General features: G+C 58.7%; 20 protein-coding genes. 10 read left to right on the top strand and 10 right to left on the bottom strand.

The window, feature by feature from the left end; genetic code table 11:
- Positions 1-41: 41 nt before the first annotated feature.
- The gene (gene hrpB / locus H4N61_RS15000; RefSeq protein ID WP_182396045.1) at positions 42-2489 is read right to left on the bottom strand and encodes an ATP-dependent helicase HrpB; all 2448 of its coding nucleotides are present in this window, start codon (positions 2487-2489) and stop codon (positions 42-44) included.
- 152 nt (positions 2490-2641) lie between these two features.
- Here hrpB and H4N61_RS14995 point away from each other — a divergent pair, with 152 nt between their 5' ends.
- A complete protein-coding gene (locus H4N61_RS14995) occupies positions 2642-3505 on the top strand; it encodes an aldose 1-epimerase family protein (protein WP_182394397.1) in 864 nt (287 codons plus the stop codon).
- 227 nt (positions 3506-3732) lie between these two features.
- On the opposite strand, the gene H4N61_RS14990 is transcribed toward H4N61_RS14995, so the two are convergent.
- The 3 genes from H4N61_RS14990 to H4N61_RS14980 all read right to left on the bottom strand — a co-directional run bounded on the left by H4N61_RS14990 (position 3733) and on the right by H4N61_RS14980 (position 8649).
- The gene (locus tag H4N61_RS14990; protein ID WP_182394396.1) at positions 3733-5262 is read right to left on the bottom strand and encodes an ATP-binding protein; all 1530 of its coding nucleotides are present in this window, start codon (positions 5260-5262) and stop codon (positions 3733-3735) included.
- Between the two features lie 142 nt (positions 5263-5404).
- Positions 5405-7948, bottom strand: a complete 2544-nt coding sequence (locus H4N61_RS14985; RefSeq protein WP_182394395.1) for an FtsX-like permease family protein — start codon at positions 7946-7948, stop codon at positions 5405-5407.
- A complete protein-coding gene (locus tag H4N61_RS14980) occupies positions 7948-8649 on the bottom strand; it encodes an ABC transporter ATP-binding protein (RefSeq protein ID WP_182394394.1) in 702 nt (233 codons plus the stop codon). The genes H4N61_RS14985 and H4N61_RS14980 overlap by 1 nt, the downstream gene beginning before the upstream one ends.
- Positions 8650-8841: 192 nt before the next feature.
- Here H4N61_RS14980 and H4N61_RS14975 point away from each other — a divergent pair, with 192 nt between their 5' ends.
- The 4 genes from H4N61_RS14975 (at position 8842) to H4N61_RS14960 (ending at position 12731) form a co-directional block, all read left to right on the top strand.
- Entirely contained in the window at positions 8842-9357 is a 516-nt protein-coding gene (locus tag H4N61_RS14975) for a heme-binding beta-barrel domain-containing protein (RefSeq protein WP_182394393.1), read from the top strand.
- Positions 9358-9580: 223 nt separating this feature from the next.
- A complete protein-coding gene (locus H4N61_RS14970) occupies positions 9581-10882 on the top strand; it encodes a Gfo/Idh/MocA family oxidoreductase (protein WP_169195282.1) in 1302 nt (433 codons plus the stop codon).
- A gap of 107 nt (positions 10883-10989) precedes the next feature.
- Positions 10990-11667: a GntR family transcriptional regulator gene (locus H4N61_RS14965; RefSeq protein WP_169195283.1), complete on the top strand. Its 678-nt coding sequence runs from the start codon at positions 10990-10992 to the stop codon at positions 11665-11667.
- 89 nt (positions 11668-11756) lie between these two features.
- Positions 11757-12731, top strand: a complete 975-nt coding sequence (locus H4N61_RS14960) for an aldo/keto reductase (RefSeq protein WP_182394392.1) — start codon at positions 11757-11759, stop codon at positions 12729-12731.
- An 11-nt stretch (positions 12732-12742) separates the two neighbouring features.
- Here the strand turns inward: H4N61_RS14960 and H4N61_RS14955 are convergent, their stop codons facing one another.
- From H4N61_RS14955 to H4N61_RS14945, 3 genes are read right to left on the bottom strand one after another with little or no spacing between them, the layout of a single operon-like run.
- Positions 12743-13255 carry a hypothetical protein gene (locus H4N61_RS14955; RefSeq protein WP_182394391.1) on the bottom strand — a complete coding sequence of 171 codons (513 nt, stop codon included), beginning with the start codon at positions 13253-13255 and terminating at the stop codon, positions 12743-12745.
- Positions 13256-13267: 12 nt separating this feature from the next.
- Positions 13268-13543: a BrnA antitoxin family protein gene (locus H4N61_RS14950; protein ID WP_182394390.1), complete on the bottom strand. Its 276-nt coding sequence runs from the start codon at positions 13541-13543 to the stop codon at positions 13268-13270.
- A complete protein-coding gene (locus H4N61_RS14945; protein ID WP_182394389.1) occupies positions 13509-13781 on the bottom strand; it encodes a BrnT family toxin in 273 nt (90 codons plus the stop codon). Before H4N61_RS14945 ends, H4N61_RS14950 begins: the two co-directional genes overlap by 35 nt.
- Positions 13782-13956: 175 nt before the next feature.
- Between H4N61_RS14945 and H4N61_RS14940 the strand changes: the two genes are divergently transcribed.
- Together H4N61_RS14940 and H4N61_RS14935 are read left to right on the top strand one after the other, a co-directional pair.
- On the top strand, positions 13957-16863 hold the full coding sequence (locus H4N61_RS14940) for an insulinase family protein (protein WP_182394388.1): 2907 nt from the start codon (positions 13957-13959) through the stop codon (positions 16861-16863).
- Between the two features lie 109 nt (positions 16864-16972).
- Positions 16973-17389 (top strand): IS1 family transposase, encoded by a 417-nt coding sequence (locus H4N61_RS14935; RefSeq protein ID WP_182394339.1) that lies wholly within the window; start codon positions 16973-16975, stop codon positions 17387-17389.
- 351 nt (positions 17390-17740) lie between these two features.
- On the opposite strand, the gene H4N61_RS14925 is transcribed toward H4N61_RS14935, so the two are convergent.
- Positions 17741-18754, bottom strand: a complete 1014-nt coding sequence (locus tag H4N61_RS14925; protein WP_182394387.1) for an alpha/beta hydrolase-fold protein — start codon at positions 18752-18754, stop codon at positions 17741-17743.
- 91 nt (positions 18755-18845) lie between these two features.
- Here H4N61_RS14925 and H4N61_RS14920 point away from each other — a divergent pair, with 91 nt between their 5' ends.
- The 3 genes from H4N61_RS14920 to H4N61_RS14910 are packed head-to-tail and all read left to right on the top strand — an operon-like array spanning position 18846 to position 21701.
- Complete coding sequence (locus H4N61_RS14920; RefSeq protein WP_182394386.1) at positions 18846-19847, top strand: ligase-associated DNA damage response exonuclease; 1002 nt, start codon at positions 18846-18848, stop codon at positions 19845-19847.
- A complete protein-coding gene (locus H4N61_RS14915) occupies positions 19844-21406 on the top strand; it encodes a cisplatin damage response ATP-dependent DNA ligase (RefSeq protein ID WP_182394385.1) in 1563 nt (520 codons plus the stop codon). The genes H4N61_RS14920 and H4N61_RS14915 overlap by 4 nt, the downstream gene beginning before the upstream one ends.
- Before the next feature lie 31 nt (positions 21407-21437).
- Positions 21438-21701, top strand: a complete 264-nt coding sequence (locus tag H4N61_RS14910) for a UvrB/UvrC motif-containing protein (protein ID WP_169195291.1) — start codon at positions 21438-21440, stop codon at positions 21699-21701.
- On the opposite strand, the gene H4N61_RS14905 is transcribed toward H4N61_RS14910, so the two are convergent.
- Both H4N61_RS14905 and H4N61_RS14900 read right to left on the bottom strand, forming a co-directional pair.
- A complete protein-coding gene (locus tag H4N61_RS14905) occupies positions 21698-22087 on the bottom strand; it encodes a MerR family transcriptional regulator (protein ID WP_182394384.1) in 390 nt (129 codons plus the stop codon). The two genes, H4N61_RS14910 and H4N61_RS14905, sit on opposite strands and share 4 nt — an antisense overlap.
- Positions 22084-23793, bottom strand: coding sequence for a long-chain fatty acid--CoA ligase (locus H4N61_RS14900; protein ID WP_182394383.1), 1710 nt, complete (start codon positions 23791-23793; stop codon positions 22084-22086). The genes H4N61_RS14905 and H4N61_RS14900 overlap by 4 nt, the downstream gene beginning before the upstream one ends.
- Positions 23794-23831: the final 38 nt, after the last annotated feature.

Raw genomic sequence — 23831 nt, 5'->3', positions numbered from 1 at the left:
TCTGCCCTGAAAGAATGAACCTCAGTGCGGGCAGTTCTGCCCTAAGTGCCGCGGGGTTTGGCACGACTGGTTGGTGGGGCTGCAATGGGGTCTTCGGGCCAAGGGTGACGCGGATAGCGGCCTTTTAAGTCTTTTGCCACGTCTTTCCATGAACCTCGCCAGAAGCCGGGCAGATCGCGCGTCGTTTGGATCGGGCGATGAGCCGGGGAGAGCAGGATCAACAACAGCGGGATTTTGCCATTGGCGACAGAGGGGTGGCGATCCAACCCAAATAGTTCCTGCACGCGGACTTCGAGCGCTGGGCCATTTTCGGCAGCATAATCAATCGGTAAGTGACTGCCTGAAGGCGCTGAGTAGTGGCTGGGAAGAAGGCGGTCAATGTCTTGCCGCGCTGACCACGGGAGTAAGCCATCGAGGGCAGCGCCCATGTGTTCGGCAGTGATTGCTGCCAGTTTGGTTTCGCCGAAAAGATGGGGTGCGAGCCAGCTCGGATCTTGGGCGAGGGCCTCGTTGGAAAGGTTTGGCCAGTCGCCGCCAAGTGTTTGATGCAAATAGGTTGCGCGGGCGCGGATGGCCTTTTGATCTTTGGACCAGGGAAGGTTTTCTGGGCGCTTCAGCGCCGCTTCGGCCAGAAGCTGCGCGGCGGCTTCATGGTCAGTGACTGGCGCGGTGTCATCGGCAAGTTTTAGGGCGTCGAGGCGGCGCTGGCGGCGGGCGCGGACGGAGCCGGTTTGCGTGTCAAAGGTCAGAGTGGTTTCAGATTTTATATGCGCGCCAAAGAGTTGGTCGAGCTCATCTGCGCTGAGCGCGGCGGCTGAGCGAATGCGGCCTTGGGTGGCACTGCCGGTGATGTCCGCGACGACGAGAAAGGGCGCCCCTGCAAGGGCATGGGTTTCGTCGAGTTGGGCTTGGCGGCCATTGGCGAGCCGAAAGCGTCCGCGCGCGCCAGCGGGCTGCGCTACCCGGTCAGGGAAGGCATTGGCTAAGTGATAGCCAGCGGCTAGAGGCTCGCCGGATTGGGCACTGCCAGTCTGCTTGGCCCAGCGCTGAGCGAGCGCTCGCGCGTCATCAGCACGTTTGCCGCGTTCGGAGCGGAAGCGCTCGAGACGGCGGGCGAGATCGGTATCGTCGCCACCAAGGCCACGCTCACCAATGAGAACGGCGAGTTCGGCCGCAGTTTTGGAGTCGCCCGCTTCTGCTCCGGCGACAATCATATGCGCAAGCCGAGGGTGGAGAGTAAGTTTGGCTAGGGCTTTGCCTGCGCTCGTCAATTGTCCTGTTTGGTCGATAGCCTCAAGGCGCGTGAGCAGCGCCTTGGCTTCCGCCCATGCGGGGGCAGGGGGCGGATCAAGGAAGGCCAAAGCCTTCGGATCGGTAACACCCCAAGCGGCCAAGTCGAGCAGCAGATTGGACAGATCTGCCGCCAAAATCTCAGGTGTATCAAAGGCTTCGAGCGCTGCTGTCTGGCCTTCGTTCCAAAGACGGATGCAAACGCCGGGGCTGGTACGACCAGCGCGGCCACGGCGCTGGTCAGCGCCAGCGCGAGAGGCGCGTTTGGTTGCTAGTGTCGTCAGCCCGGTCGAGGGTTCGTAGACGGGAACGCGGCGGAAGCCGCTGTCGACGACAATCCTAATCCCTTCAATTGTCAGGGAAGTTTCGGCGATAGAGGTGGCAAGAACGATCTTGCGGCGGCCTTCGGGGGCGGGCTGGATGGCGCGATCTTGTTCAGCAGGCGTGAGCTGGCCATAGAGCGGCGCGAGATCGATATTGGCCGGAAGGCGCTGCGCGAGACGCTCGGCGGTGCGGGTGATCTCACCTTGCCCGGGCAAGAACACCAAGGCTGAGCCTTCATGCTCGCGCATGGCTTTGAGGACGGCGGAGGTGACCTGATCTTCAAGCCGTTGCAGCGGATCGGGCTCTGCGTAAAATGTTTCGACCGGGAAGGTTCGACCAGGACTATCAAGGACTTGCGCATCGTCAAGCAGAGCTGAAATGCGGGCGCTGTCGATGGTCGCGGACATGACGATGATTTTGAGATCATCGCGAAGGGCGCGGGCATCGAGGGCGAGGGCAAGGCCTAAGTCGGCATCAAGGCTGCGTTCGTGGAACTCGTCGAACAGCACGGCAGCGACGCCGGACAGTTCTGGATCGTCCAAGATCATGCGGGTGAAAACACCCTCGGTGACCACTTCAATCCGGGTCTTGGCAGAGACCTTGGATTCCATGCGGACGCGGTAACCCACTGTTTGGCCAACGTCTTCGCCCAAGAGCTTGGCCATTTGCCGGGCGGCAGCGCGAGCGGCGAGGCGGCGGGGTTCGAGGAGGATGATCTTGCCATCTTTGCGCCAATCGGCGTCGAGGAGGGCCAGTGGTACGCGCGTGGTTTTACCCGCGCCGGGTTGGGCCACAACTATGGCACCTTGCTGGCATTTAAGGGCCTCAGAGAGGGCCGGAAGTATGGCGTCGATGGGCAGATGGGGCCAATTCATGCCCACGGGATAACTGTGCCGTGGCTTTGGAGCAAGTACTCCGGATTTTTACCGATTATTATGTCGGATCGAACGAATTTGGGTCGAAGCGTCTACAGGGGCGGAACCATGAGAGATAAGTTCCGGTCCGACACAAACTGCCGGAGATCGCTATGCAGCTCACCCGTATCGCCAATGATGAGCTCACCGTCGATGTGGCCGCGCTTGGGGCAGAGATGCAGTCGCTGCAAACCCGGGATGGGCGGAACTGGATGTGGCAAGGCGATGCCAATTTCTGGACGGGTCGTTCGCCCATTCTGTTTCCCATTGTCGGCAAGGCGATCAACGATAGTCTGCAGATTAACGGCGAGCGCTTCCAGATGGGACAGCACGGCTTCGCGCGGCGATGCGCGTTCGAGCTGGTGCTGGAAGAGGCAAGCCGGTGCATCTATCGCCTGAGCGCGTCAGATGCGACGCTGCAAATGTATCCGTTCGCTTTCCAGCTCGATATTGAGCATCGCCTTGTGGGGCGCTCGGTGATTGTGACGGCCACGGTGGCCAACCTTGGTGATCAGCCCATGCCGTTTGGTGTCGGTTTCCACCCCGCATTTGCCTGGCCGCTGCCGGGCGCAAGTGGCGCGCACAAGATCCGTCTGGAGAACCAGAACGCGCCGGAGATGAAGCGCTTGTCGGGCGGCGTGTTCAACGAAGAGGTTTTGCCGTCTCCATTCGTGGACGGGGAATTGATGCTCGATCATAGCCAGTTTGTTGACGACGCGATGGTGTTCATGGAAGGGGCGGGAGAGGCTCTAGTTTATGGTCCTGACGAAGGTCCGAGCTTGCGGTTCTCGTGGAGCAATCTGCCGAATTTTGCGCTGTGGACCAAGCCCGGCGCTGGGTTCATCTGCCTCGAGCCCTGGCACGGGACGGCGGCAGCGCAGGGGATGAGCGACGAGTTGGCGGATCGGCCGTATACGTATTGGCTCGAAGCGGGGGACAGCGCGAGTTTTGCGTTTGAAGCTGAGGTCAGGGGGTAAGTTAACCCCCACCCGGCCTCCCCCTGATAGGGGGAGGGGCGATGAACAGTGATTTTGGACGCTGTTTTGCGGAAGCTTGCCTGAGGACTTTCGCTTTATGAGAGACCAGAAATTGTAGAGCCCTCGGGTCAAGCCCGAGGGTGACGTGCGGTGTGGCGCAGGGGCGATCGTTTTGGTGGTCGTTATAGAGCTCTCGTGGGCTCACCTGAGGGCGGCAAGAGCTGAGGTTACTCGGCTGCCGGGCGGTGGTCGGCTAGGGCGTCGGGGCCCGCGGGATCGCCGGGTAGGGTTTCCGCGCCGAGGTCTGGGAAGGCGACAATGCGCTGATTGCGGAAATCGGTGCGCAAGACGATTAATCCGCGTTCTTCAAACCATGTGAGCAGACGGCGCGCGCGTGAGGCCGAGTGTGTGCCGTATAGGCGCGCGAGCGTTGCGTCGGACGGGCAAGGTTGGCTGGTCAAAGCCGCTTGTGCGAGTACGAGGAAAACGCCCTGTACGTCGTCGGTAAGGGTTTCCGAGAGATCAAGAGCTTGCTGCCAGCCCTCGGACTTGGCCACATCTTCTTCGGGGGCAACGCGAGCGACGTTGAGCATGCGCTTGAATTGCGGCAGGGCCGGAGGCTCGCCGGGAACGCGACGAATGCGGCAGCGAACCAAAAAGTCCTGATAGAGTTGAGCATTGGTGCGGAAACCCGCATCCGGATCGCCCATCAGTTCTTCCATGACGGCCTTGATCAATTCATCTCGCTCGGCCTGATCGATTTCAGGGAAGAGCGTTGGTGGTGGTTGATCGGCTTCTGCTTCCGCCTTTGCCTTCGCGCGCTTTTCAGCGACCTGCGCCAGCAATTCGTTGGTTGATGGCGGTGGTGGCGGAGGCGGACGGCGCACGATTGGACGGGTGATCTCGTCTGGATCGTGGGTGAAGATCAGGTCCGCTGCATCGACCGGCGCATCTGGGAGTGGGGTCAGCTTAGGCGATGTGGAACGGGCCGAGGTTTCGACCGCGCCAATAACGATCGGCAGCGGGCGGCGCGAAATGGCTGGGCCGAGGGCGACGAAGTGGCCGCGCTGAAGATCGCGGAACTGCTCGGCCTGACGGCGATCCATGCCCAAAAGGTCGGCGGCGCGCGCCATGTCGATGTCGAGGAAGGTACGGCCCATGAGGAAGTTGGACGCTTCCGCAGCCACGTTCTTGGCCAGCTTAGCCAGACGCTGGGTGGCGATGACGCCTGCGAGGCCGCGCTTACGGCCACGGCACATAAGGTTGGTCATGGCGCCAAGGGAGAGTTTGCGCGCTTCGTCGGAGACTTCGCCAGCGGCTGCGGGCGCAAAGAGCTGGGCTTCGTCAACAACGACGAGCACAGGATACCAATAGTCACGGTCGGCATCGAACATGCCGCCAAGGAAAGCAGCGGCAGCGCGCATTTGCTGCTCAGCGTCGAGGCCTTCGAGATTGAGCACGACGGAGACGCGGTGCTGGCGCACGCGGTTGGCAATGCGGGTCAGCTCGGCTTCGGTCCGGGTGGCATCAACAACCAAATGGCCGAATTTGTCCGAAAGGGTGACGAAGTCCCCTTCCGGATCAATGATGCATTGTTGAACCCACGGGGCGGATTGTTCGAGCAAACGGCGCAAAAGATGCGATTTGCCCGAGCCAGAATTGCCCTGCACCAGTAAACGGGTGGCGAGCAGCTCTTCCAGATCCATTGCGGCGGAGCCTTGGCCCCGCGCCTGTCCCATGTCGATTGCGACCTGCATTGCTTCTCCAGCGGAATGCGCTCGCACTCCAGCGGAACGGGCGAACGCATTGTGACGGCTTAGGTGAGGTGACTGTTAGCACATCACTAGTCCGATTCGTCTCGCCCAGACGCGCAATGTTACCGCAGGGCCCGCGACCTGTTTAAAGGTCGCGGAGAAGGCGGGCGGGACGCGCTGTGGCGGCACGCAATATTGTCATCGCCCCCAAGAGCGCGGTGATCGAAATGGCGAGGCCGATGACGATGGCAATAACGTCGGGACGATAGGTGAACTCTACCTCCAGCATCAGGCCCGAAACCACGCGACCAACCAGCAAGCCCAAGACCACGGCTGGAATTGCCGCAAGGAGCGCCAGCAGGAAGTATTGGATGAATGCGGTGGCCAGAAGGTCAAAGCGCGTCGCGCCCAGAACCTTGGTGATGACCGTATCGGCTTCGCGCTGACGACGGCCCGTGGAGAGCGAGCCGACGAGAACCAGCAGGCCATTGCCGACGGCAAGACCCCCGACCAGTGTCGCGGCAAAGGACAGCTGACCGAGCGCGTCTGTCACCTGCTTGAGCGTATCGCCCACGGAGATGAAGCGAATGTCGGGAAGCTCAGCGGCGAGGAGGCGCGTGATGGCTTCCTCTTGGCCGGGGTTAGCCGTGACCGAGGCAAAGAGCGTGGTTGGATAGGCTTCCAAAACGCCGGGTGCGAAGGAGGCGAGGAAGTCGATGCCACCTTGCCAGGAGTAGTCACGGAAGTTGGCAATGGTGGCCGTGACGGGCTCGCCAAAGATTTCGAAAGTCAGCGTGTCGCCAATGTCGACGCCCAGACCATTGCGCAGGCTTTGGTGGAGACTGACGAGCGGTTCACCCGCATAGTCTTCGGGCCACCAATTGCCAGCGACGAGGCGAGAGCTTGACGGCATCTCCTCGCGATAGGTGAGAGGGACTTCGCCGGACAGCAGGAAGCTGGCCTCAGGGCCGCGCGTGCGGATCTGATCGGCGGGCGTTCCCTTGATCTGGGTGAGCGCGCCGCGCAGCATTGGCGTGGCGACGAAGCGGCCTATCCCGCGCTCTGCGGCTAGGGCTTCGAGATCTTCGATTTCGTCGGGGAAGAGGTCTGAGCCTACAAGTGTTGGCGCATCGAAGGCCGATGCGCCCAAGAACTCGCGCTGTAGGTTCGCCTGCATGACGAGGACGACGATCAGCATGGCGAGCGCCATTCCCGCAGAGACGGCGACCGCGGCGGCATTTTGACCGGCGGCAGAGATCGACCGCAGGGCATGGCGAATGATGCGCGGCCCGCGTTCTGGAAGCTTTGAGAGGCCCCATTGCACTAGGCGAATAAAGCCCTGGAAGAGGATTGCCGCGATGGCGCTGGCCGCGCCAAAGGCGAGCACGAGCGCAATGTCATTGGTCATCAGCCACGCCAGGAAGAAAAAGGCGAGAATGGCGAGAAGCAGTGGCACGACCTGGGGCGAGAGCAGCAAGGCTTTCCAATCGACCGGAGGCGCATCAAGGCCCTTCGAGCGGAACAGAAGCACCGGGCGGATCGCCTGGGCTTGCTGCAGCGGCAGATAGGCAAAGGCGAAGGCTGTGACGAGGCCCGCGCCTGCAGCGACCAGCAGAGGCTGGGGGTAGATGGCTGGCGTGAGCGATATGCCGACCGCTCCAGAAATGGAGGGCAATAGCAACCAAGCAATGCCGCCACCGACGACGAGCCCGATCAGGACCCCGACAATGGCAAGCGCTGCGACCTGAGAGAAAAAGTGCAGGAATACGCGCGAGCGGCCAGCACCAATAGAGCGCATGACAGCGATGACGCTTGAGCGCTCGGAAATGTATGAGCGCATGCCGGTCCAGACGCTGACCCCACCAATGAGGAGGGAGCCAAGGCCGACGATGACGAGGAAGCGCATGAAGAGATCATAGTAGCGCACCATTTGACCCAACCCATCGCGGGCAGAGCGAACGGTCCAGCCGAAATCGGAAAACTGCTCGGTGGCACTGGCAAGACCGGCGTCGATGTCGCCCGAGGTCAGCTTGACCTTATAGCGATACCACGAGCCAAGGCCCGGGAGGGGCGAGGTGCGGTCGGAGATGCGGTTAAAACCATCGACAGTGATGAGGACGGGAATGCCCAAGCGGAAGCCGCGGACCGCTGCATCGGGGATGCGGGTGAGGGTGCCGCGCACCGAAAACTGGGTGCCGCCAATGCCCATAATATCGCCGGGGGCGAGATTGAGTTGGTCGAGAAGCACTGGGTCGATGAGGGCGCCATAGGCATTGTCTTGGCGCTTGAGAAGCTCGTTGATGTCTTCGCCAGCAGGCAAGTGCGGGCTGACGATAGAGCCGAACATGGGGTAGCCGTGATCGACGGCGGTGACATCGGCGAAGGCTTCGCCGTCAAAACTCTCGGCGCGCAAATTGGTGTCGACGACGTAGACCACCTGCCCGAGCTTTTCCATTTCCGCCACTTCATCGGGCGTTGCTGGACGATCGGCGCGGGACAACTCGATGTCGCCGCCCATGATCTCGGCAGCGCCTTCATCAATGGCGTGGCTGATGCTGGTGCCGACAGAGTTTACGCCGGAGATCAGTGCGGTGCCGACGGCAAGGCAGACGACGAGGAGCAGGAAGCGGCGCAGATCGCCGCGCATGTCGAGAAGGCCAATACGGATGGCCGGCCAAATCCGTCCCATCAGCGTGCTGCCGTGGTTTCGATAAGCTCACCCGCGGTCATGGTGTAGACGCGGTCAGCCTTGGCAGCGAGGGCAGGGTCGTGGGTGATAAGGACAACGGCGGTGCGGTTCTTGCGGGCCAGATCGAACATCAAATCGACGACAACGGCGCCGGTTTTTTGATCGAGATTGCCGGTTGGCTCATCGGCGAGAAGAAGCGGCGGGTTGGCGACAGTGGCGCGGGCAAGGCCAACGCGTTGTTGTTCGCCACCCGACATGGCCGAGGGACGGTGGTCGAGCCGATCTTGTAGGCCGACGGCGGCGAGAGCCTTGGCGGCCTGCTCGCGCACCTGCGCCATGGTGAGCTTTTCATCGGCGATTTCGAGCGCCATGCCGACATTGTCGAGCGCGGTCAGCGAAGGGATGAGGTGGAAGCTCTGGAAGACAATGCCGACGGTGTTGCGGCGGAATTTGGCCAGCTCGTCTTCGTTGAGCTTGCCGAGGTCGGTGCCATTGACGGTGACACTGCCGCCGGTGGCCTTTTCGAGGCCCGCCAGAAGCATCAGCATGGAGGTCTTGCCCGAGCCCGATGGGCCGACGATGGCGACCACTTCAGCCGGTTTTACTTGCAGGGAAACCTTGCGCAGAATGTTGAGTGGACGTCCGGCGACGTCGAGAGTGTAGTCAACATTTTGTGCGCTGATGATCGCGGCTTCGGACATGCCGGGCCTTCCCCCTAATAAACTCAGAATCGTGTCTGTGACACTTTTGGAACTCTTGTAGACGAGAGAGGTTGGCAATCGGTAACAAAGCAAGTCACACGTAAAATTTCCCACTGGCGTGAATTTGCGTCGGCTGGCAGACATAATTAAGAGCTAACTGCGACGCTTAGATCGATTTTGACGAGGCTATTCATGCTTAAGACTTGGCTGCGGACTTCCTTTGTGGCGCTGACCATGCTGACGCCGTTTACGGCTCCTGCGCTGGCGCAGCCGGAATTAGAGAAGCTGCAGAGCTATCTCGGCGATTGGCGCGGCGAGGGGGCGCTGACCGGAGGTGGCAGAAATGAACCCTTCCGTTGCCGCTTGTCGGTGGCGCAGGGCGTACAGCTGAAAGTCAACTATACCGGGCGTTGCACGCTGGTGAACGCGACGCTTTCGATTAGCGGTACCATCGCCTACAACGCTGCGGGCAAGCAGTATGAAGCCGCGATGAGCTCGAATGCTGGCTTTACCGGCCTCGCCATCGGCCGCCAAAGCGGGGATCGGATTTCGTTCGATCTACAGGAAAAGCAGAAGGACCGCGCCGGGAGCGATGTGCGCATCGGCTCCAAAATCAATCTGATCGGGGAAACGATCACCGTCGATTTCGAGGTGGAGTTCAACGATTCAGGTGAAGTGTTGAAGGCGTCGGTGCCGTTCGCGAAGTAACCTTTCGGTTAACTTATGTTTGTGGGAAGCGGGGCCTGGTGGTCCCGCTTTTTGTTATTGTGGCCAAGAGATGCGCGGCAAAAGCGGGGAATTGATGAACCGTACCTCAATTTCTTTAGTGTTGGTGCGGTAAGGCGTTGACAGCGCGATGGTCTTGTTCAATCTTGTATGGAAGAGCGAACCAATTGGTTCAGGCCCCTCCTACAAGATCGACAGTTCTCAGATGAAATATGCAATTGTTGGCACGGGTGGCCGACACCAGATGTTCCGCGAAGCGATTGCCGAAACACATGCTGATACGGCGGAGCTCGTGGCGCTGTGCGACAATAACCAGAGCCGTTTAGCGCTATCGGCGTCCAAGGTTCCCAACCGTGGTGGCAACGGTATCGCCACGTATCTAGCAGAAGATTTCGACCGCATGCTGGGCGAGCAGGACCCAGATACGGTGGTCGTGACCGTGCCGGATTATCTGCATGACGAGTACATCGTGCGGTCGCTGCGCGCTGGCCGCAATGTGATGACGGAAAAGCCAATGACCATTGATATGGCGCGCCTGAAGCGGATTCTGGATGCGCAGCGGGAGACGGGAAAGAAGGTCACGGTGACCTTTAACTATCGTTACTCGCCAGCGCGGACGCAGCTCAAAGAAATTTTGATGAGTGGCACGATTGGCGATATTACCGCCATCGACTTCCGTTGGTATCTCGACCGGGTGCATGGCGCCGATTATTTCCGGCGCTGGCACCGCTATAAGGATAAGTCGGGTGGCCTGCTTGTGCATAAGAGCACGCACCACTTTGACCTGCTGAACTGGTGGGCGGCGTCGACGCCTAAGAGCGTTTCGGCCATCGGCAAGCGTGATTTCTACACCCCGGAAATGGCTGTAAAGCTCGGGTTGGCCGATCATGGCGAGCGTTGCCACACGTGCCCGGTGGCGGACAAATGTGCGTTCAAGATGGACCTTGAGGCCGATGAACCGCTGAAGGAACTCTATCTCGATGCCGAGGATGATGACGGCTACTGGCGCGATAAATGCGTCTTTGCCGACGACATCACCATTGAAGATACTATGCAGGTGCAAGCGCAGTATCAGAACGGTACCTCGCTCAATTATACGCTTGTGGCCTATTCCCCTTGGGAAGGGCTGGAGGTGAAATTCCACGGCACGAAGGGCGAACTAACCCATCGGCACATCGAAGTGCATGGTGTTTTCGCCGGTGGGCACCGCGAGCGCGGAGGCGATGAGGTGGAGCAAATGACCACTGAATTGCATCTTGCCGGGGAACTCCCCAAAAAGCTTGACGTTTGGACAGGCAAGGGCAGTCACGGCGGCGCGGACCCGATCATGCTTGGATACTTGTTTAATCCCAATGGGATGGAGGAAGATAAGTATGGCAGAGCGTCTGACCACACGGCTGGCGCTTGGTCTATTCTGACGGGCATTGCGGCAAACCGCTCCATTGCGGAAAGCGGCGCAAGAATAGACATCGACCAGATGTTACGAGACGCGGGCATTTCCCTTTAGATGGAAATGAGCAACAGCGCTCAAAACTCAGCACTCCGACCTGCGCGGGGTGCTTTTCATTTCCGGGGGGATTTGGGATACCAGTTGGCAAAAGGATGGCCAGAGATATGGGTGTAGAAATAGACAGCGTCAGTGAACAGACCATGGCCATGCGCCTTGTGCAGGCCCTGCGCGATGAAATCGTGACGCTCGTTCTCAAGCCCGGCGATGCCATTTCGGAAAGCGATATTGCCACCAAGTATGGCGTCTCTCGCCAGCCCGTGCGCGAAGCCTTTATCCGACTGTCCCAACAGGGCTTGCTGCTGATCCGCCCTAAGCGGGCGACCGTGGTGAAGAAGATTTCGCCCGATGGTGTGCGTCAGAGCCGCTTCATTCGCGAAAGCATCGAGGTCGAAACCATTCGCCGCGTCGTGGCGGAAGGCAATGGCGAAGCCAAGTCCATTCTTGATGCGATCATCGTTGATCAGGAAGCCGCGGCGGCTAAGGACGACACGCTGCAGTTCCACCTTCTCGACGAGCTGTTTCACCGTACTTTGGCGCGTATGGCGGGCGTGGAATACGCCTGGCAGATGGTTGACGACCACAAGATGCAGCTCGACCGTGTGCGCTATTTGACGCTCGATCTGAGCTCGAAGGACCGCGCGATTGCCGAGCATAAGGCCATTGTTGACGCGGTAGCGCGTGGCGATGCGGCCGCATCCGAAGAAGCGATGCGCGCGCATTTGGGTCGTGCAGAAGCTCTGCTCGACCAGACGATTTCTGAATATCCAGAATTTTTCGAATAAGAGGCCGCTCTTGCGGGAACTGAGCGCGTGTCTTTGTCTTGTCCCTTCTGTGGGTGGGCGATAGCCTGACCCAAAATAAGGGGCAGGACATGAAGACACGGCGTTTGGGGCGGACGGGCTACGAGGTGAGTGAAATTGGTCTCGGCTGCTGGCAGCTGGGGGGCGATTTCGGTCCCGTTGGTGACGACACCGCCAAAGCCATCCTTGATGCCGCGGTCAATGCCGGTATCAATTTTTGGGACACTGCGGACGTTTATGGTGGCGGGCTGAGCGAAAGCCGGATTGGGGCATTCCCCAAGGCCGGTGCCGTTAAAGTCGTTACCAAGGTTGGACGGTCCAGCACACTCTTTCCCAATCGCTACACCAAAGAGGGGGTGCGCCAAAGTCTTCTTGGATCAGCGCAGCGCCTCGGCGTTTCGACGCTTGATCTGGCGCAACTCCATTGTGTGCCGACCAGTGTTCTGCGCGATGGGGCGATCTTCCGCTGGATGGATGAGCTGCGCGATGAGGGGCTCGTGCGCCACTGGGGCGCCAGTGTTGAGACGATTGAGGAAGCACTTCTGTGCCTAGAGCAGCCAGGCTGCGCTACACTCCAAATCATCTTCAACCTGTTGCGTCAGGACGCGGCGACGCAATTGTTGCCGAAGGCGGCTGAAAAGGATGTTGGCATAATTGTTCGACTGCCGCTGGCGAGCGGCCTCCTCACCGGCAAGTTTGATAAAACCTCGGTTTTCGAGGCGAGTGACCATCGCAATTACAATCGGGATGGCGAGGCTTTTTCGGTGGGCGAAACCTTCTCCGGCATTCCCTTTGATCGCGGCGTCGAGTTGGTTGCGGAATTGAAGGGGCTCGCGCCCGAAGGCATGCCGATGAGTCAATTTGCACTGAGATGGATTTTGGATCATCCGCAGGTGTCGACGGTGATTGCGGGTGTGTCCAAGCCAGAGCAGATCGCAGACAATGTTGCCGCAAGCGAGCAGCGCAGCCTATTCCCAGCCCTCTCCAAGCAATTGGGGGAATGGTATGAGAAAACAGTGAAGCCGGAGATCAGAGGCGGGGTCTGACCCCGCCACGGTTATTCAGGCGTACAATCGGTGGGGAGCACGGCGTCGAGCGCCTTGCTCTCGATCGCCTCCAGCTTACCCTCTTCGATATGCATTGGAGCGTAAGGAGGAGCGTCCTGATTGGTTGGCAGGGCGAGCTTGAGTGTGAAACAGCCTGCGAACTGCGCCCTCGTGCAATCGTGATTTTGGGCGTCAATGGCGACGGGCAGATAGTAATAGCTCGAGCCCGCTGCCCCCTCTTCGGTCCGTTCGCCCGTCAGGAGGGTAACGGCTTTTGTCTCTTCATAACCGGCCTTGAAGGCTTCGTAATCTGCTGACGCGGCAGTGTCGTTCGACTGAGCGTGAGAGTTGGCGCCATAGTAGGACCAGGCGCGCAGATATTCTTCGCGATTGATGGCGTTATAAAGCGATTGCACGACAGCTTGAGGGGACGAGCGATCGTCTTGATAGGCTGGGTCCGGCATGTCTTGAGCCAAGGCAGGCAGAGCAATCAGCGCGGCAAGCACAGCAAAACAAAAACGCATAGTCCGACTTTCTCAGCGTGATTTTTGGGCTTTTACATAAGCGGCGAGCACATTCTGCATCCGCGTTATGTGGCCTTTGCCTTGCTGTTTGAAGAACTCAAACACTTCCGGGTCAAGCTTGAGGTGAACTGACTTGGAGGTCAGTGGTTCGCGCAAGACTGCGTTTTTCCAGAACTCATCGCCAAGTTCGGGGCCCTCTGGAGCGTCAGGATTATGATAGTATTCGCCGCGTTCGTTGAACTCTCTGATCTGTTCAATCGTATATCGTCTGATATCGGGCTTGGTCACGTCTGCCCCCTTTCCATGCGGAGATGATCCGTATCACCTCGCCGCGCAGCGTATAGACAACGACGAAGTACTCACTGCCGAGGCGGCCGACGGCCCGCCATCTCTGTTCTTGGTAATCCGCCCGCTCATCGCGTTCTGCGATATGAAGCAGCAGGAAAACCATTGAGACGCGGCGGAAATCGACGCCATGCTTTGCCAAATTGGCCAGTCGTTTCCTTTCGTCCCACTCGAACTCCATATTTCAGCTCCAGATCGGTAGGGGCATGAGAACAGGCGGATGGTTCTGGCGTCTATTGTTAGATATCCGATGTACACCAAAAGTGTACACTTTTCAAGTGAGTGCTTTGTGCCTCTAGCGGATCAGTGTTGCGACACCTAGGTTAAGTGTCAGAAATTTGCTGAAGGCGTGATTTATGTCCCATCCTGCGTTCGAACTGGTTCGTGATGAAGCTATTGCCGAGATCAATTCTCAGGCGCGGCTCTATCGGCATAAAAAAACCGGCGCAGAGGTGCTTAGCCTCATAAATGACGACGAAAACAAGGTCTTCGGCATTACCTTCAAAACCCCGCCAGAAGACGCGAATGGCATTGCTCATATTCTTGAGCATTCGGTGCTGTGTGGGAGCCGAAAGTACCCGGTGAAGAAGCCGTTTGTGGAGCTGCTCAAGGGCTCCATGCATACCTTCCTCAACGCCATGACCTATCCGGACAAGACCGCTTATCCGGTCGCGAGCCAGAACCTCAAAGATTTTTACAACCTCGTGGATGTGTATCTCGACGCGGTGTTGTTCCCGATCATTTCGGAAGACACTTTCGAGCAGGAAGGCTGGCACTATGAGCTGGATAGTGCTGACGCACCGCTGGTTTATAAGGGTGTGGTCTTCAATGAGATGAAGGGCGTTTATTCGTCGCCGGACTCGGTGATGCATACCCAGAGCCAAAACGCGCTCTATCCGGACACCACTTATGGCAAAAGCTCGGGGGGCGACCCTAAGGTCATTCCTGATTTGACCTATGCGCAGTTTAAGCGCTTCCACGAAACCTATTACCACCCGTCCAATGCACGTGTGGTGTTCTCTGGTGATGATGCGCCGGAAAAGCGCCTCGACATTCTGGATGCCTATTTTGACCAGTTTGACCGTATCGCTGTTGATGCGGAGGTGAAGCTGCAGCCGCGGTGGAATGCGCCGCGCGCGGTTTCGGGCACTTATGCGGGCACGATCGACAGCGAAAAACGTCGTGACGGGATGGTGTCCGTTAACTGGATGCTCGATGAGCCCGATGGGCGTGAGGAAACGCTGAGCCACGGCATGCTAAGCTATTTGCTCGCTGGCAATTCGGCTGCGCCGCTGCGCAAGAAGCTCAATGAATCTGGCCTTGGTGAAGGTGTTTTGGGCGGTGGTATTTCGACCTACTTGCGCCAACCAATGGCGGGCGTGGGCCTCAAGGGAATTGACCCATCCAATGCCGAAAAGGTCGAAGCGCTTATTCTTGATACCCTGCGGGACCTCGCCGAAACAGGGTTTTCGGACGAGCAGATTGATGCTGCAATCAATATGTTCGAGTTCAACCTGCGCGAAAACAATACGGGCTCTACCCCACGCGGCATGAGTTACATGTTCACCGCTATGGGCCCCTGGCTGCACGGTGGCGACCCGCTGGCCCAGCTTTCATTTGAGGAGGCGCTTGCGTCGGTTAAGGCCAAGGCGAAGGGCGAGCATTTCAAAAATGAAATTCGGCGTCTTTTCCTTGATAACCCGCATCGGGTGACCTCGACGCTTGAGGCTGACCCAGAGCAGGGCGCACGCGAAGCGCAGGCGGAAGTCGACAAGCTTGCCGCTGTTCGTGCCGGTTTGGACAATGAGGCGATCCAGAGTGTTGTCGCGCGCACCGAACGGCTGAAGGCGCTGCAGGAGGCGGTCGACAAACCCGAGGATTTGGCAAAGATCCCGACGCTGAGCCGCGATGATCTGGAACGCGATATCCGCACCATCCCGACGGATGAAAGCGCGATTGATGCGGCGCGGTTCTTTTATCATGACCTCGCGACGATCGGGATTTTGTATCTCGATGTCGGGTTTGATGTGACTGTGCTCGACAGTGAGCAGCTGCCCTATATGCCGCTTTTTGGTCGCGCATTGCTGCAGACCGGGACGAGCAAGGAAGACTTCGTCTCGCTGACGCAGCGGATTGGCAGAACAACAGGGGGCGTTGCCCAGCATCGCGCATTGGCGACGCGCTCTGAAGATGGGCAGACAGCAGCCTGGTTCTTCCTTTCGGGCAAGGCCGTGGCTGATAAGTTTGGCGACATGCTCGACATTATGAGCGATGTCCTGCTCGACGCACGCCTGTCAAACAAAGAACGTTTCCGCCAGATGGCGCTGGAAGAAAAGGCGGGCTTTGAGGCGCGTCTGGTGCCCGGTGGCAATGGCATTGTCGATACCCGTATCAAGGCGGCGCTGACCGAGGCGAGCTGGGTGGCCGAGCAGATGAGCGGGGTCAGCTATCACGAGTTTCTCAAGGGGCTGATTGAGCGCATCGATAGCGATTGGGCCAGTGTTGAAGCGGTGCTGGTGAGCATTCGCGAAAAGCTCTTCAATCGTGGGGCGATGGTGATCAACCTGACTGCGGACGCTGACCTGTTGGATCGCGCCAAGAGCGAGTTGGGCCAATTCGTCGGCAAACTGCCGGGCGGTAAATTTGAACGCGCGACATGGCGGCAGTCGAGCTTTGCGGCCCATGAAGGGCTCATCATTCCGGCACAGGTGAACTATGTCGGTAAGGGCGCGAATTTGAAGGCGCTGGGCATCCAGTTGACGGCCTCGGCGTCGGTCGTTCTGCGTCATCTCAACACCACTTACCTTTGGGACAAGGTGCGCGTGCAGGGCGGGGCCTATGGTGGGTCGAGCCGGTTTGACCTGTCGTCGGGCAATTTCTCGTTCCTTTCCTATCGCGATCCGAACTTGCTCAAAACGCTTGAGGCTTATGACGGCGCGGCGAAGGCGTTGCGCGCGGGCATTGGCGAGCAGGATCTGACACGCTCGATCATCGGGGTGATCGGCGATCTGGATCGTCCGGAGTTTGCGGATGCGAAGGGCTATTCGGCGATGTGGCGGATTCTGAACGGCACGACGGACGCGGTGCGTCAGCAGCGCCGAGACGAAGTTCTGGCGACGTCAGCGGCAGATTTTGAGGCGATGGCAGCGGCTGTTGAAGCTGTGGCCGAGAAGGGCCGTATCGTAGTGCTCGGTGGCGAGGCTGCGATCACCGCGGCCAATGCTGAGCGCGATGGTCTGCTGAAGGTCCAGAAGGTGGTGTGAGGCTCGTTACCCCACCCTTAATCCCTCCCCACAAGGGGGGACTGTTTACAACTTGCTCATTTGGGATTCTAGTTTGACTGCTTGGGGGTGATTTGCCGGAGGGTTTGAGATGGATTGTCCAGATTGTTCTAGCACTGCCACGGTCAAGCGCGGCCTCAAGGCGGGTTACCAGCGATTTAGCTGTAAGCAGTGTGGTCGGTACTTTACTGATCGCGCCCCTAAATTCAGCGCTGAGACAAAAGCGCAGGCCGTTCAGATGTATCTCAACGGCACCGGCATTAGGGCCATTGGGCGCGTCCTTTCGGCCTCCCCAGCCGCGGTCCTTAAATGGATCCGCAAGGAGCACGACATCTTGCAAGAGCGGATTGCGGCTCAGCGCGGTACGCCAGCGAGCGGGCCCGATATTATTGAGATGGACGAGATCTATACCTACGTCCAAAAAAACAGCAGCGAGCGGTTATCTGGACCGTTTATAGCCGAAGACAGCGCCGCGTTGTTGCCCACCACATCGGTGACAAAGGCGTAGAAAGTGCGATCACGGCCTATCGCTTGGCCCTTCAGGCTGTGGGTGAGATCGGGGCCATCTTTACCGATGCCAACTCTTGTTACGCACTCGCTTTCAAGCGCAATGGCGTGACCGTGCCACATCTGGAAACAAAGGCGCAAACCCACCTGATTGAGTCCTCCAATTCCTCAATCAGGGACAATCTTGCGCGGTTCAATCGGCGGACAAAGCGCGTCTCCAAAACAGTGCAGATGCTCGAGATTACGCTCAATCTGTTCTTCAACAGACACCTCATAAGGAGTCCCAAATGAACAGTCCCCCACAAGGGGGAGGGAGACGGCTTCGCGTTCGCAATGGCGGGCAGGGCCCAGGCTATTTGTTCAAGGCGTCGACGAGGTAGGGCAGGCTAATGTCCATGCGGTAGTCGACGCCGGAGTGGTTGTCGGGGAATTCCTCATAGCGGTGCTCAATGCCACGCTCGCTCAGGATCTTTTGGATGCGGCGGGAGCCATAGAGGATGTTGTACTGATCCTCGGTGCCGCAATCGAAATAGAAGGCTTTGAGCTTCGAGATTTCCTGCGCGTGGGTTTTGACCATTTCTGCAGGGTCCCACTGGAGCCAATTGGCCCAGCGTTCTTCGATGATATCGCAGGTGTCATAAGTGACGGGCAGACGCAGACCGAGGAAGGTCTCCTCGCTTGGATCGGGGTCAAAGCTTGCAGCTTGCGCAAGGATCATGAGCGTCAGTGTGTCCTTGCCGTCGATTTTCACCTTGCTTTCAAAAGCGGTGAGCCACTGCTTAATGGAATTCTCGGTCTTGGCGAGCGCCCGCAGCGTGTTGGGGAATTCGCCGAGATAGAGAAGGTCAAAGCCGGCGTCGCCAGAATGGCTGGCGGCAGCGGACCACACATCAGGATGACGCATGGCGTGAATATGGGCGCCGAAGCCGCCTGAGGATTTTCCGAAAACCCCACGGCGTCCGGTGCCGCCGCAGCCGAATTTTTGCTCAACCGCTGGGAGCATCTCAGCGATGAGGAAATCCTCGTAATTGCCGACGACGGGCGAATTTACATATTGGTTGCCACCGAGGCGTGAGTAGCAGTCGGGGAAGGCAACAACGACGGGAGCGAGCGTACCTTCGCCGATCAGGCGGTCAAGGCGCTCGGGGACGTTTTCGGAGAAGGCTTTCCAGGCTGTGTGGGCAGGACCTCCGGCCGTGTAGCCAACAAGGTCGACCAGAAGCGGTAGATCTTTGCCGTCATGGCCGTGCGGGACGTAGACGTCGACAATGCGCGCGGTGTCATCACCCAAACGGTTGCCAATGAGCGCCTTGCTCTCAACGATCAGACGATGGACTGTACCTTGTGGGTGCTTGCTGCGACGCATGTCGGGCTCCTTGTGTTGCGGTATGGTTTTAGGCCAACGCCAAGACAAGGCAAGAGGTTGAACCTGTCACGCGGGCGAGCGTTAGGGGACTATGAGTCATATCTTAAACCGAGATCTTTACGTCCCTTCCATCGACGCTTGGATTGATCCGAGCGTGCCACGTCCGCGTGCGGTGATCACCCACGGCCATGCCGACCATGCGCGATCGGGGCATGGGGCGGTGTTGGCGACGCCAAAAACCATCGAGATTATGAAGGTGCGGTATGGCGTGGATTGCGCGGACACTTTCCAAGGGCTCGATTTTGGCGAAAAACTCACAATCAACGACGCGGTGGTGAGCCTTTATCCGGCGGGGCACATTTTGGGCTCCGCGCAGGTTCTTATTGAAGCCCAAGGCCAAAGGGCGGTGGTCACTGGGGACTATAAACGTTTGCCGGATCGGACGGCGGAAGCGTTTGAGCCGGTGGCCTGTGATTTGATGGTCACCGAGGCGACGTTTGGCCTACCCGTGTTTCAGCATCCCAAGCCGCAGACGGAGATCGCGCGGCTCTTAAAGTCGGTGCAGGATCAGCCAGAGCGCTGCCATTTGGTGGGGTCATATGCATTGGGCAAAGCACAGCGGGTGATCGCGCTGTTGCGCGATGCGGGCTGGGACAAGCCCATCTATTTGCATGGCGCAATGATTAGGCTGTGCGAGCTTTATGAGCAGTTGGGCGTGCCGCTGGGAAACCTCATTCCGGCGACCGGGACGAGCAAGGCAGAAATGGCCGGGCAGATCGTCATCGCGCCCCCTTCGGCTATTCGGGATAAGTGGAGCCGCCGCTGCCCCGACCCGGTGGTGTGTCAGGCATCCGGCTGGATGAGTGTCAAACAGCGGGCGAGACAGGCCCTGGTTGAACTACCGCTTATTATCTCTGACCATTGCGATTGGGGCGAGTTGAACCAGTCCATCCACGATAGTGGTGCTTCAACCATTTGGGTGACGCATGGGCGCGAGGATGCGCTGGTTTATTGGTGCAAGAAGCAGGGGCTTGATGCTGAGCCGCTGGCGCTGCCTGGCCTTGATGATGACGGCGGGGAGGGCGGGGAATGAAGCGTTTCGCGGACCTGCTCGATCTCTTGGCGCTGACGCCATCGCGCACGCGAAAGATTGCGGCACTGGCACAGTATTTTACTGAGGTGCCTGACCCAGACCGGGGGCTGGCGTTGGCAGTTCTGACCGGCGAATTGGACATCCGCAATGTAAAGCCGCAATTGCTGCGGCAGACGGTGTTGGCGGAGGTCGATGAGACCCTTTTTGCGCTTTCCTATGATTATGTTGGCGATCTGGGCGAGACCATTGCGCTGATCTGGCCACACCACGGCACCGGTGTGCTGCCGAGCGTGAGCGCGGTGGTCGATATTCTCAATCAGACGAGTAAAGCCGAACTGCCCAAGGTGATTGGGGGGCTGCTCACCAATGCTGCGATCCATGAACGCTGGGCCTTGGTGAAGCTGGCGACGGGGGCGCTGCGGATTGGCGTTTCGGCACGGCTGGCTAAAACGGCGCTGGCGGAGATGAGCGGGGTGCCGCTGCAAGAGATTGAGGAGGTCTGGCATGGGCTCAAACCGCCGTATGTCAATCTCTTTGCGTGGCTAGAGGGCAAGGCCGAGCGACCGGACATTGATCACACAGCGCGGTTTCATCCGTTGATGCTGTCGACGCCGATAGAGCTCAGCGATTTTGAAAAACTCGACCCCAAGGACCACTCGGTTGAGTGGAAATGGGACGGCATCAGAGTTCAGTTGGTGCTGAATGGCGACAGTAGTTCGCTGTTTTCGCGCACAGGGGACGATATCGCGGGAAGCTTTCCAGATGTGGTGGAGGCGGCTCGGGGGCGGGCGGTGCTCGATGGGGAGTTGCTGGTCGGCAAGAGTTTTGAGCCGGGAAGCTTTAACGATCTGCAGCAGCGGCTGAACCGGAAGGTGGCTACGAGCAAGCAGATGGCGGAGCTGCCGGGCTTTGTGCGTGTCTACGACATGCTGTTTGATGGCGATGAGGACATTCGGGCCCTCCCCTGGCGGAAGCGACGAGCACGACTTGAGGCTTGGTTCGCGCGCAATCCGCAGACGCGGCTTGATCTATCGCCGGTTCTGGACTTTGCCGATTGGGAGGAATTGGCCAAGCTCCGCCGCATGGGCGCAGATGAGCATGGGCACGAAGGAGTGATGATCAAACTCAAAAGCTCGCCCTATGTGCCGGGGCGGCCAAAGGGGTATTGGTTCAAGTGGAAGCGCGACCCTAATGTGGTCGATGCCGTGCTGATGTATGCCCAGCGCGGGCATGGCAAGCGGAGCTCCTATTACTCCGACTACACATTTGGCGTGTGGAAGGGCAATGAGATTGTGCCAATCGGAAAAGCCTATTTTGGTTTTACCGATGAAGAGTTGAAACAGCTTGATAAGTGGATCCGCGCCAATACAACGGCGGCGTTTGGGCCCGTGCGGGAGGTCAAAAAAGAGCTTGTGTTTGAGGTGGCGTTTGACAGTGCGCAACGCTCGACACGGCACAAATCTGGCGTCGCCCTACGCTTTCCGCGCATCAGCCGCATTCGATGGGACAAGCCTGCGCAAGAGGCGAATAAGCTTGAAGATATGGATGCATTCTTGTGAGCGGGATGAAGACCGAACCGAGGGAGTAAAAATGTCATCGCGAACGAATTTGCAGCGCTTACAAGCGCTCGAAAAGGAAATGGACGCAGCGGCGGCCGATTTCGATTTTGAGAAAGCCGCAGCCCTGCGCGATGAAATTGCGCGCCTCAAGGGGGAGGCTGATGGCATTGTTGGGCGCGCACCACCGGGCCAGATCGGGCTTGGCACGGATCAGCCTGTTCGAGAGCCACCCAAGAATTGGGTGAAACCCAAGAAGCCGGATTTTTTAATCGGGGCGAACAAGAAGAAGCGTTAGGTTTTGACCAGCCGATCTTGCGCCAGGTTCTTGATATCGCGCAGCTCGCGGATCGTCGTCTCGAGGTCATCGCGTTGACGCTCCAACAGGGCGATGCGCTCATCGACTTTCTCGGCGAGCAGGTTCACCTGTTGACTGCGGTTGGCTTCATAAAGGCTGAGGTAATCGGAAATATCGCGCAGCGAAAAGCCGAGGCGTTTGCCGCGCAAAATCAGGATCAATCGGGCGCGGTCGCGACGCCGAAAGACGCGGGTTGCACCAACGCGCTCCGGATTGAGTAGGCCCTTGGTTTCATAAAAACGGATTGCACGCGTTGAAATGCCGAACTCTTTGGCAAGGTCGGCAATGGCGAAGAGATCTTTTGTCTCGCTGGCCTCTTCGGTCACTTTTGCGCTTTCCGCTGTGTGTATTCTTCACGGAGCTCTTTCTTGGAGAGCTTTCCGATCAAGGTCTTAGGCAAACTATCCTTAAAGATAAACTCTTTTGGCATTTCGAGTTTGTTGATTTTCTCAGCCAAGAAAGTCTTTAGGGCAGGGCCGTCTGTGGACATGCCTTCGCGCAATTTGATGAAGGCGACTGGGGCTTCGCCGCGGTATTCGTCAGGAACACCAATGACGTTCACCTCTTCGACGGCCTCGTGCGTCGCGAGTGCCTCTTCGATGGTGCGCGGGTAGACGTTAAAGCCTGAGCAAATGATGAGATCTTTGATGCGGTCCACAAGGAAGACATAGCCGTCTTCGTCCATGTGACCGACGTCGCCGGTGCGCAGCCAGCCATCCATGAACACATCGGCATTGGCTTCATCATTGTTGAAATAACCGGCCATGACCTGCGGGCCCTTGAGCTGCAACTCGCCATCTTCGCCGAGACCGACAACTTGTTTGGTGTCGATATTGACGAAGCGAACGTCAGTGGCCGGGAGCGGCAGGCCAATGGACATGGGCTTGTTGACGCCCGAGAAGGGGCCGCAGCAGACGACCGGCGAGGCTTCCGTGAGGCCATAGCCTTCAACGAGGCGGCCGCTGGATTTTTGCGCAAACAGACCGCGCAACTCATTTGGCAATGGTGCGCCGCCGGAGACAATGAGCTCGAGGCTAGCGAGGTTTTCGCGAGTGAAGCTAGAATTGTTGACCAAGGCTGCGATGAGGGTCGGCACGGCGGGCATCAAATCGGGCTTGGCGCGTTTAAGCAGGGCCAAGAAGCCCTTGGGCTCAAAACGCGGCATCATAAACACCGACATGCCGCAAATGAGCGGCATGTTGAGGCAAGTCGTCATGGCAAAGATATGGAAGAAGGGCAGTACCGCCACGGCCTTGTTGCCAGTCTTGAACACTGGAGAAAACCACAGGCGCGCCTGGTCGGCGTTGGCGGAAATATTGGCGTGCGTAAGGAGGGCGCCCTCGGGGATGCCAGTGGTGCCGCCGGTGTATTGCTGCACCGCGATATCACTGCCATTGATCTGTACCGGTGTCGGCGTGTGGCGTTTCGCCAGAAGGGCCTCGAAGGAGTACAGCGCCGCGCCCTCGTTGCTGCGCGGAATTTTGGTCAGCTCTTTGGCCTTAACAACACTGAACAAGATTTTCTTGACCAGCGGGAGCGCATTGGGGAAGTGCGCGACAATCAGCTTTTTGATGTGACCCGCTTCGACAAGGGCTTGGCCCTTTTCGCAGATATTGGCGAGGTTGAGCGTCACCATGATGTCGGCACCCGCATTGCGGGTGATGTGCGTCAGCTCAGGGATGGTGTAGAGTGGGTTGCAATTCACCACCGTACCACCAGCCAATAGCGTACCGTAGTAGGCGATGGGGTAGAACGGGGTGTTGGGGAGCATGAGCGCCACACGCGTGCCCTTGGTGACCCCGAATTCTTTTTGCAGCGCACCGGCAAAGGCGCGGATTTGCTCAGCAAGCGAGGCAAAGCTGGTTTTTCCGCCTAGGAAGTCGAGAGCCAGACGATTGGGTTCGCGCGCGCAAGTGGCGAGGATTTGCTCATGGACTGGGGTCGTGTCGATCTCTGCGTCCCAAGCAATCGTTTCAGGATAGCTGTGGAGCCATGGGCGCGACTGCTTAGAGGTATCCAAAGAAGTGTCCAAGAGAAAATCCTCCAATAGTACTGCGCTGCGCGGAGCAG

Source organism: Devosia sp. MC521 (assembly GCF_014127105.1).
Taxonomy (GTDB): Bacteria; Pseudomonadota; Alphaproteobacteria; order Rhizobiales; family Devosiaceae; genus Devosia.
This window is presented reverse-complemented; position numbering and strand designations above follow the sequence as displayed.

Excerpts from the sequence above, each read along its gene's own strand:
- hrpB (WP_182396045.1), bottom strand. The coding sequence starts at position 2,489 with ATGAATTGGCCCCATCTGCCCATCGACGCCATACTTCCGGCCCTCTCT.
- H4N61_RS14995 (WP_182394397.1), top strand. The coding sequence starts at position 2,642 with ATGCAGCTCACCCGTATCGCCAATGATGAGCTCACCGTCGATGTGGCC.
- H4N61_RS14990 (WP_182394396.1), bottom strand. The coding sequence starts at position 5,262 with ATGCAGGTCGCAATCGACATGGGACAGGCGCGGGGCCAAGGCTCCGCC.
- H4N61_RS14985 (WP_182394395.1), bottom strand. The coding sequence starts at position 7,948 with ATGGGACGGATTTGGCCGGCCATCCGTATTGGCCTTCTCGACATGCGC.
- H4N61_RS14980 (WP_182394394.1), bottom strand. The coding sequence starts at position 8,649 with ATGTCCGAAGCCGCGATCATCAGCGCACAAAATGTTGACTACACTCTC.
- H4N61_RS14975 (WP_182394393.1), top strand. The coding sequence starts at position 8,842 with ATGCTTAAGACTTGGCTGCGGACTTCCTTTGTGGCGCTGACCATGCTG.
- H4N61_RS14970 (WP_169195282.1), top strand. The coding sequence starts at position 9,581 with ATGAAATATGCAATTGTTGGCACGGGTGGCCGACACCAGATGTTCCGC.
- H4N61_RS14965 (WP_169195283.1), top strand. The coding sequence starts at position 10,990 with ATGGGTGTAGAAATAGACAGCGTCAGTGAACAGACCATGGCCATGCGC.
- H4N61_RS14960 (WP_182394392.1), top strand. The coding sequence starts at position 11,757 with ATGAAGACACGGCGTTTGGGGCGGACGGGCTACGAGGTGAGTGAAATT.
- H4N61_RS14955 (WP_182394391.1), bottom strand. The coding sequence starts at position 13,255 with ATGCGTTTTTGTTTTGCTGTGCTTGCCGCGCTGATTGCTCTGCCTGCC.
- H4N61_RS14945 (WP_182394389.1), bottom strand. The coding sequence starts at position 13,781 with ATGGAGTTCGAGTGGGACGAAAGGAAACGACTGGCCAATTTGGCAAAG.
- H4N61_RS14940 (WP_182394388.1), top strand. The coding sequence starts at position 13,957 with ATGTCCCATCCTGCGTTCGAACTGGTTCGTGATGAAGCTATTGCCGAG.
- H4N61_RS14935 (WP_182394339.1), top strand. The coding sequence starts at position 16,973 with ATGGATTGTCCAGATTGTTCTAGCACTGCCACGGTCAAGCGCGGCCTC.
- H4N61_RS14925 (WP_182394387.1), bottom strand. The coding sequence starts at position 18,754 with ATGCGTCGCAGCAAGCACCCACAAGGTACAGTCCATCGTCTGATCGTT.
- H4N61_RS14920 (WP_182394386.1), top strand. The coding sequence starts at position 18,846 with ATGAGTCATATCTTAAACCGAGATCTTTACGTCCCTTCCATCGACGCT.
- H4N61_RS14915 (WP_182394385.1), top strand. The coding sequence starts at position 19,844 with ATGAAGCGTTTCGCGGACCTGCTCGATCTCTTGGCGCTGACGCCATCG.
- H4N61_RS14910 (WP_169195291.1), top strand. The coding sequence starts at position 21,438 with ATGTCATCGCGAACGAATTTGCAGCGCTTACAAGCGCTCGAAAAGGAA.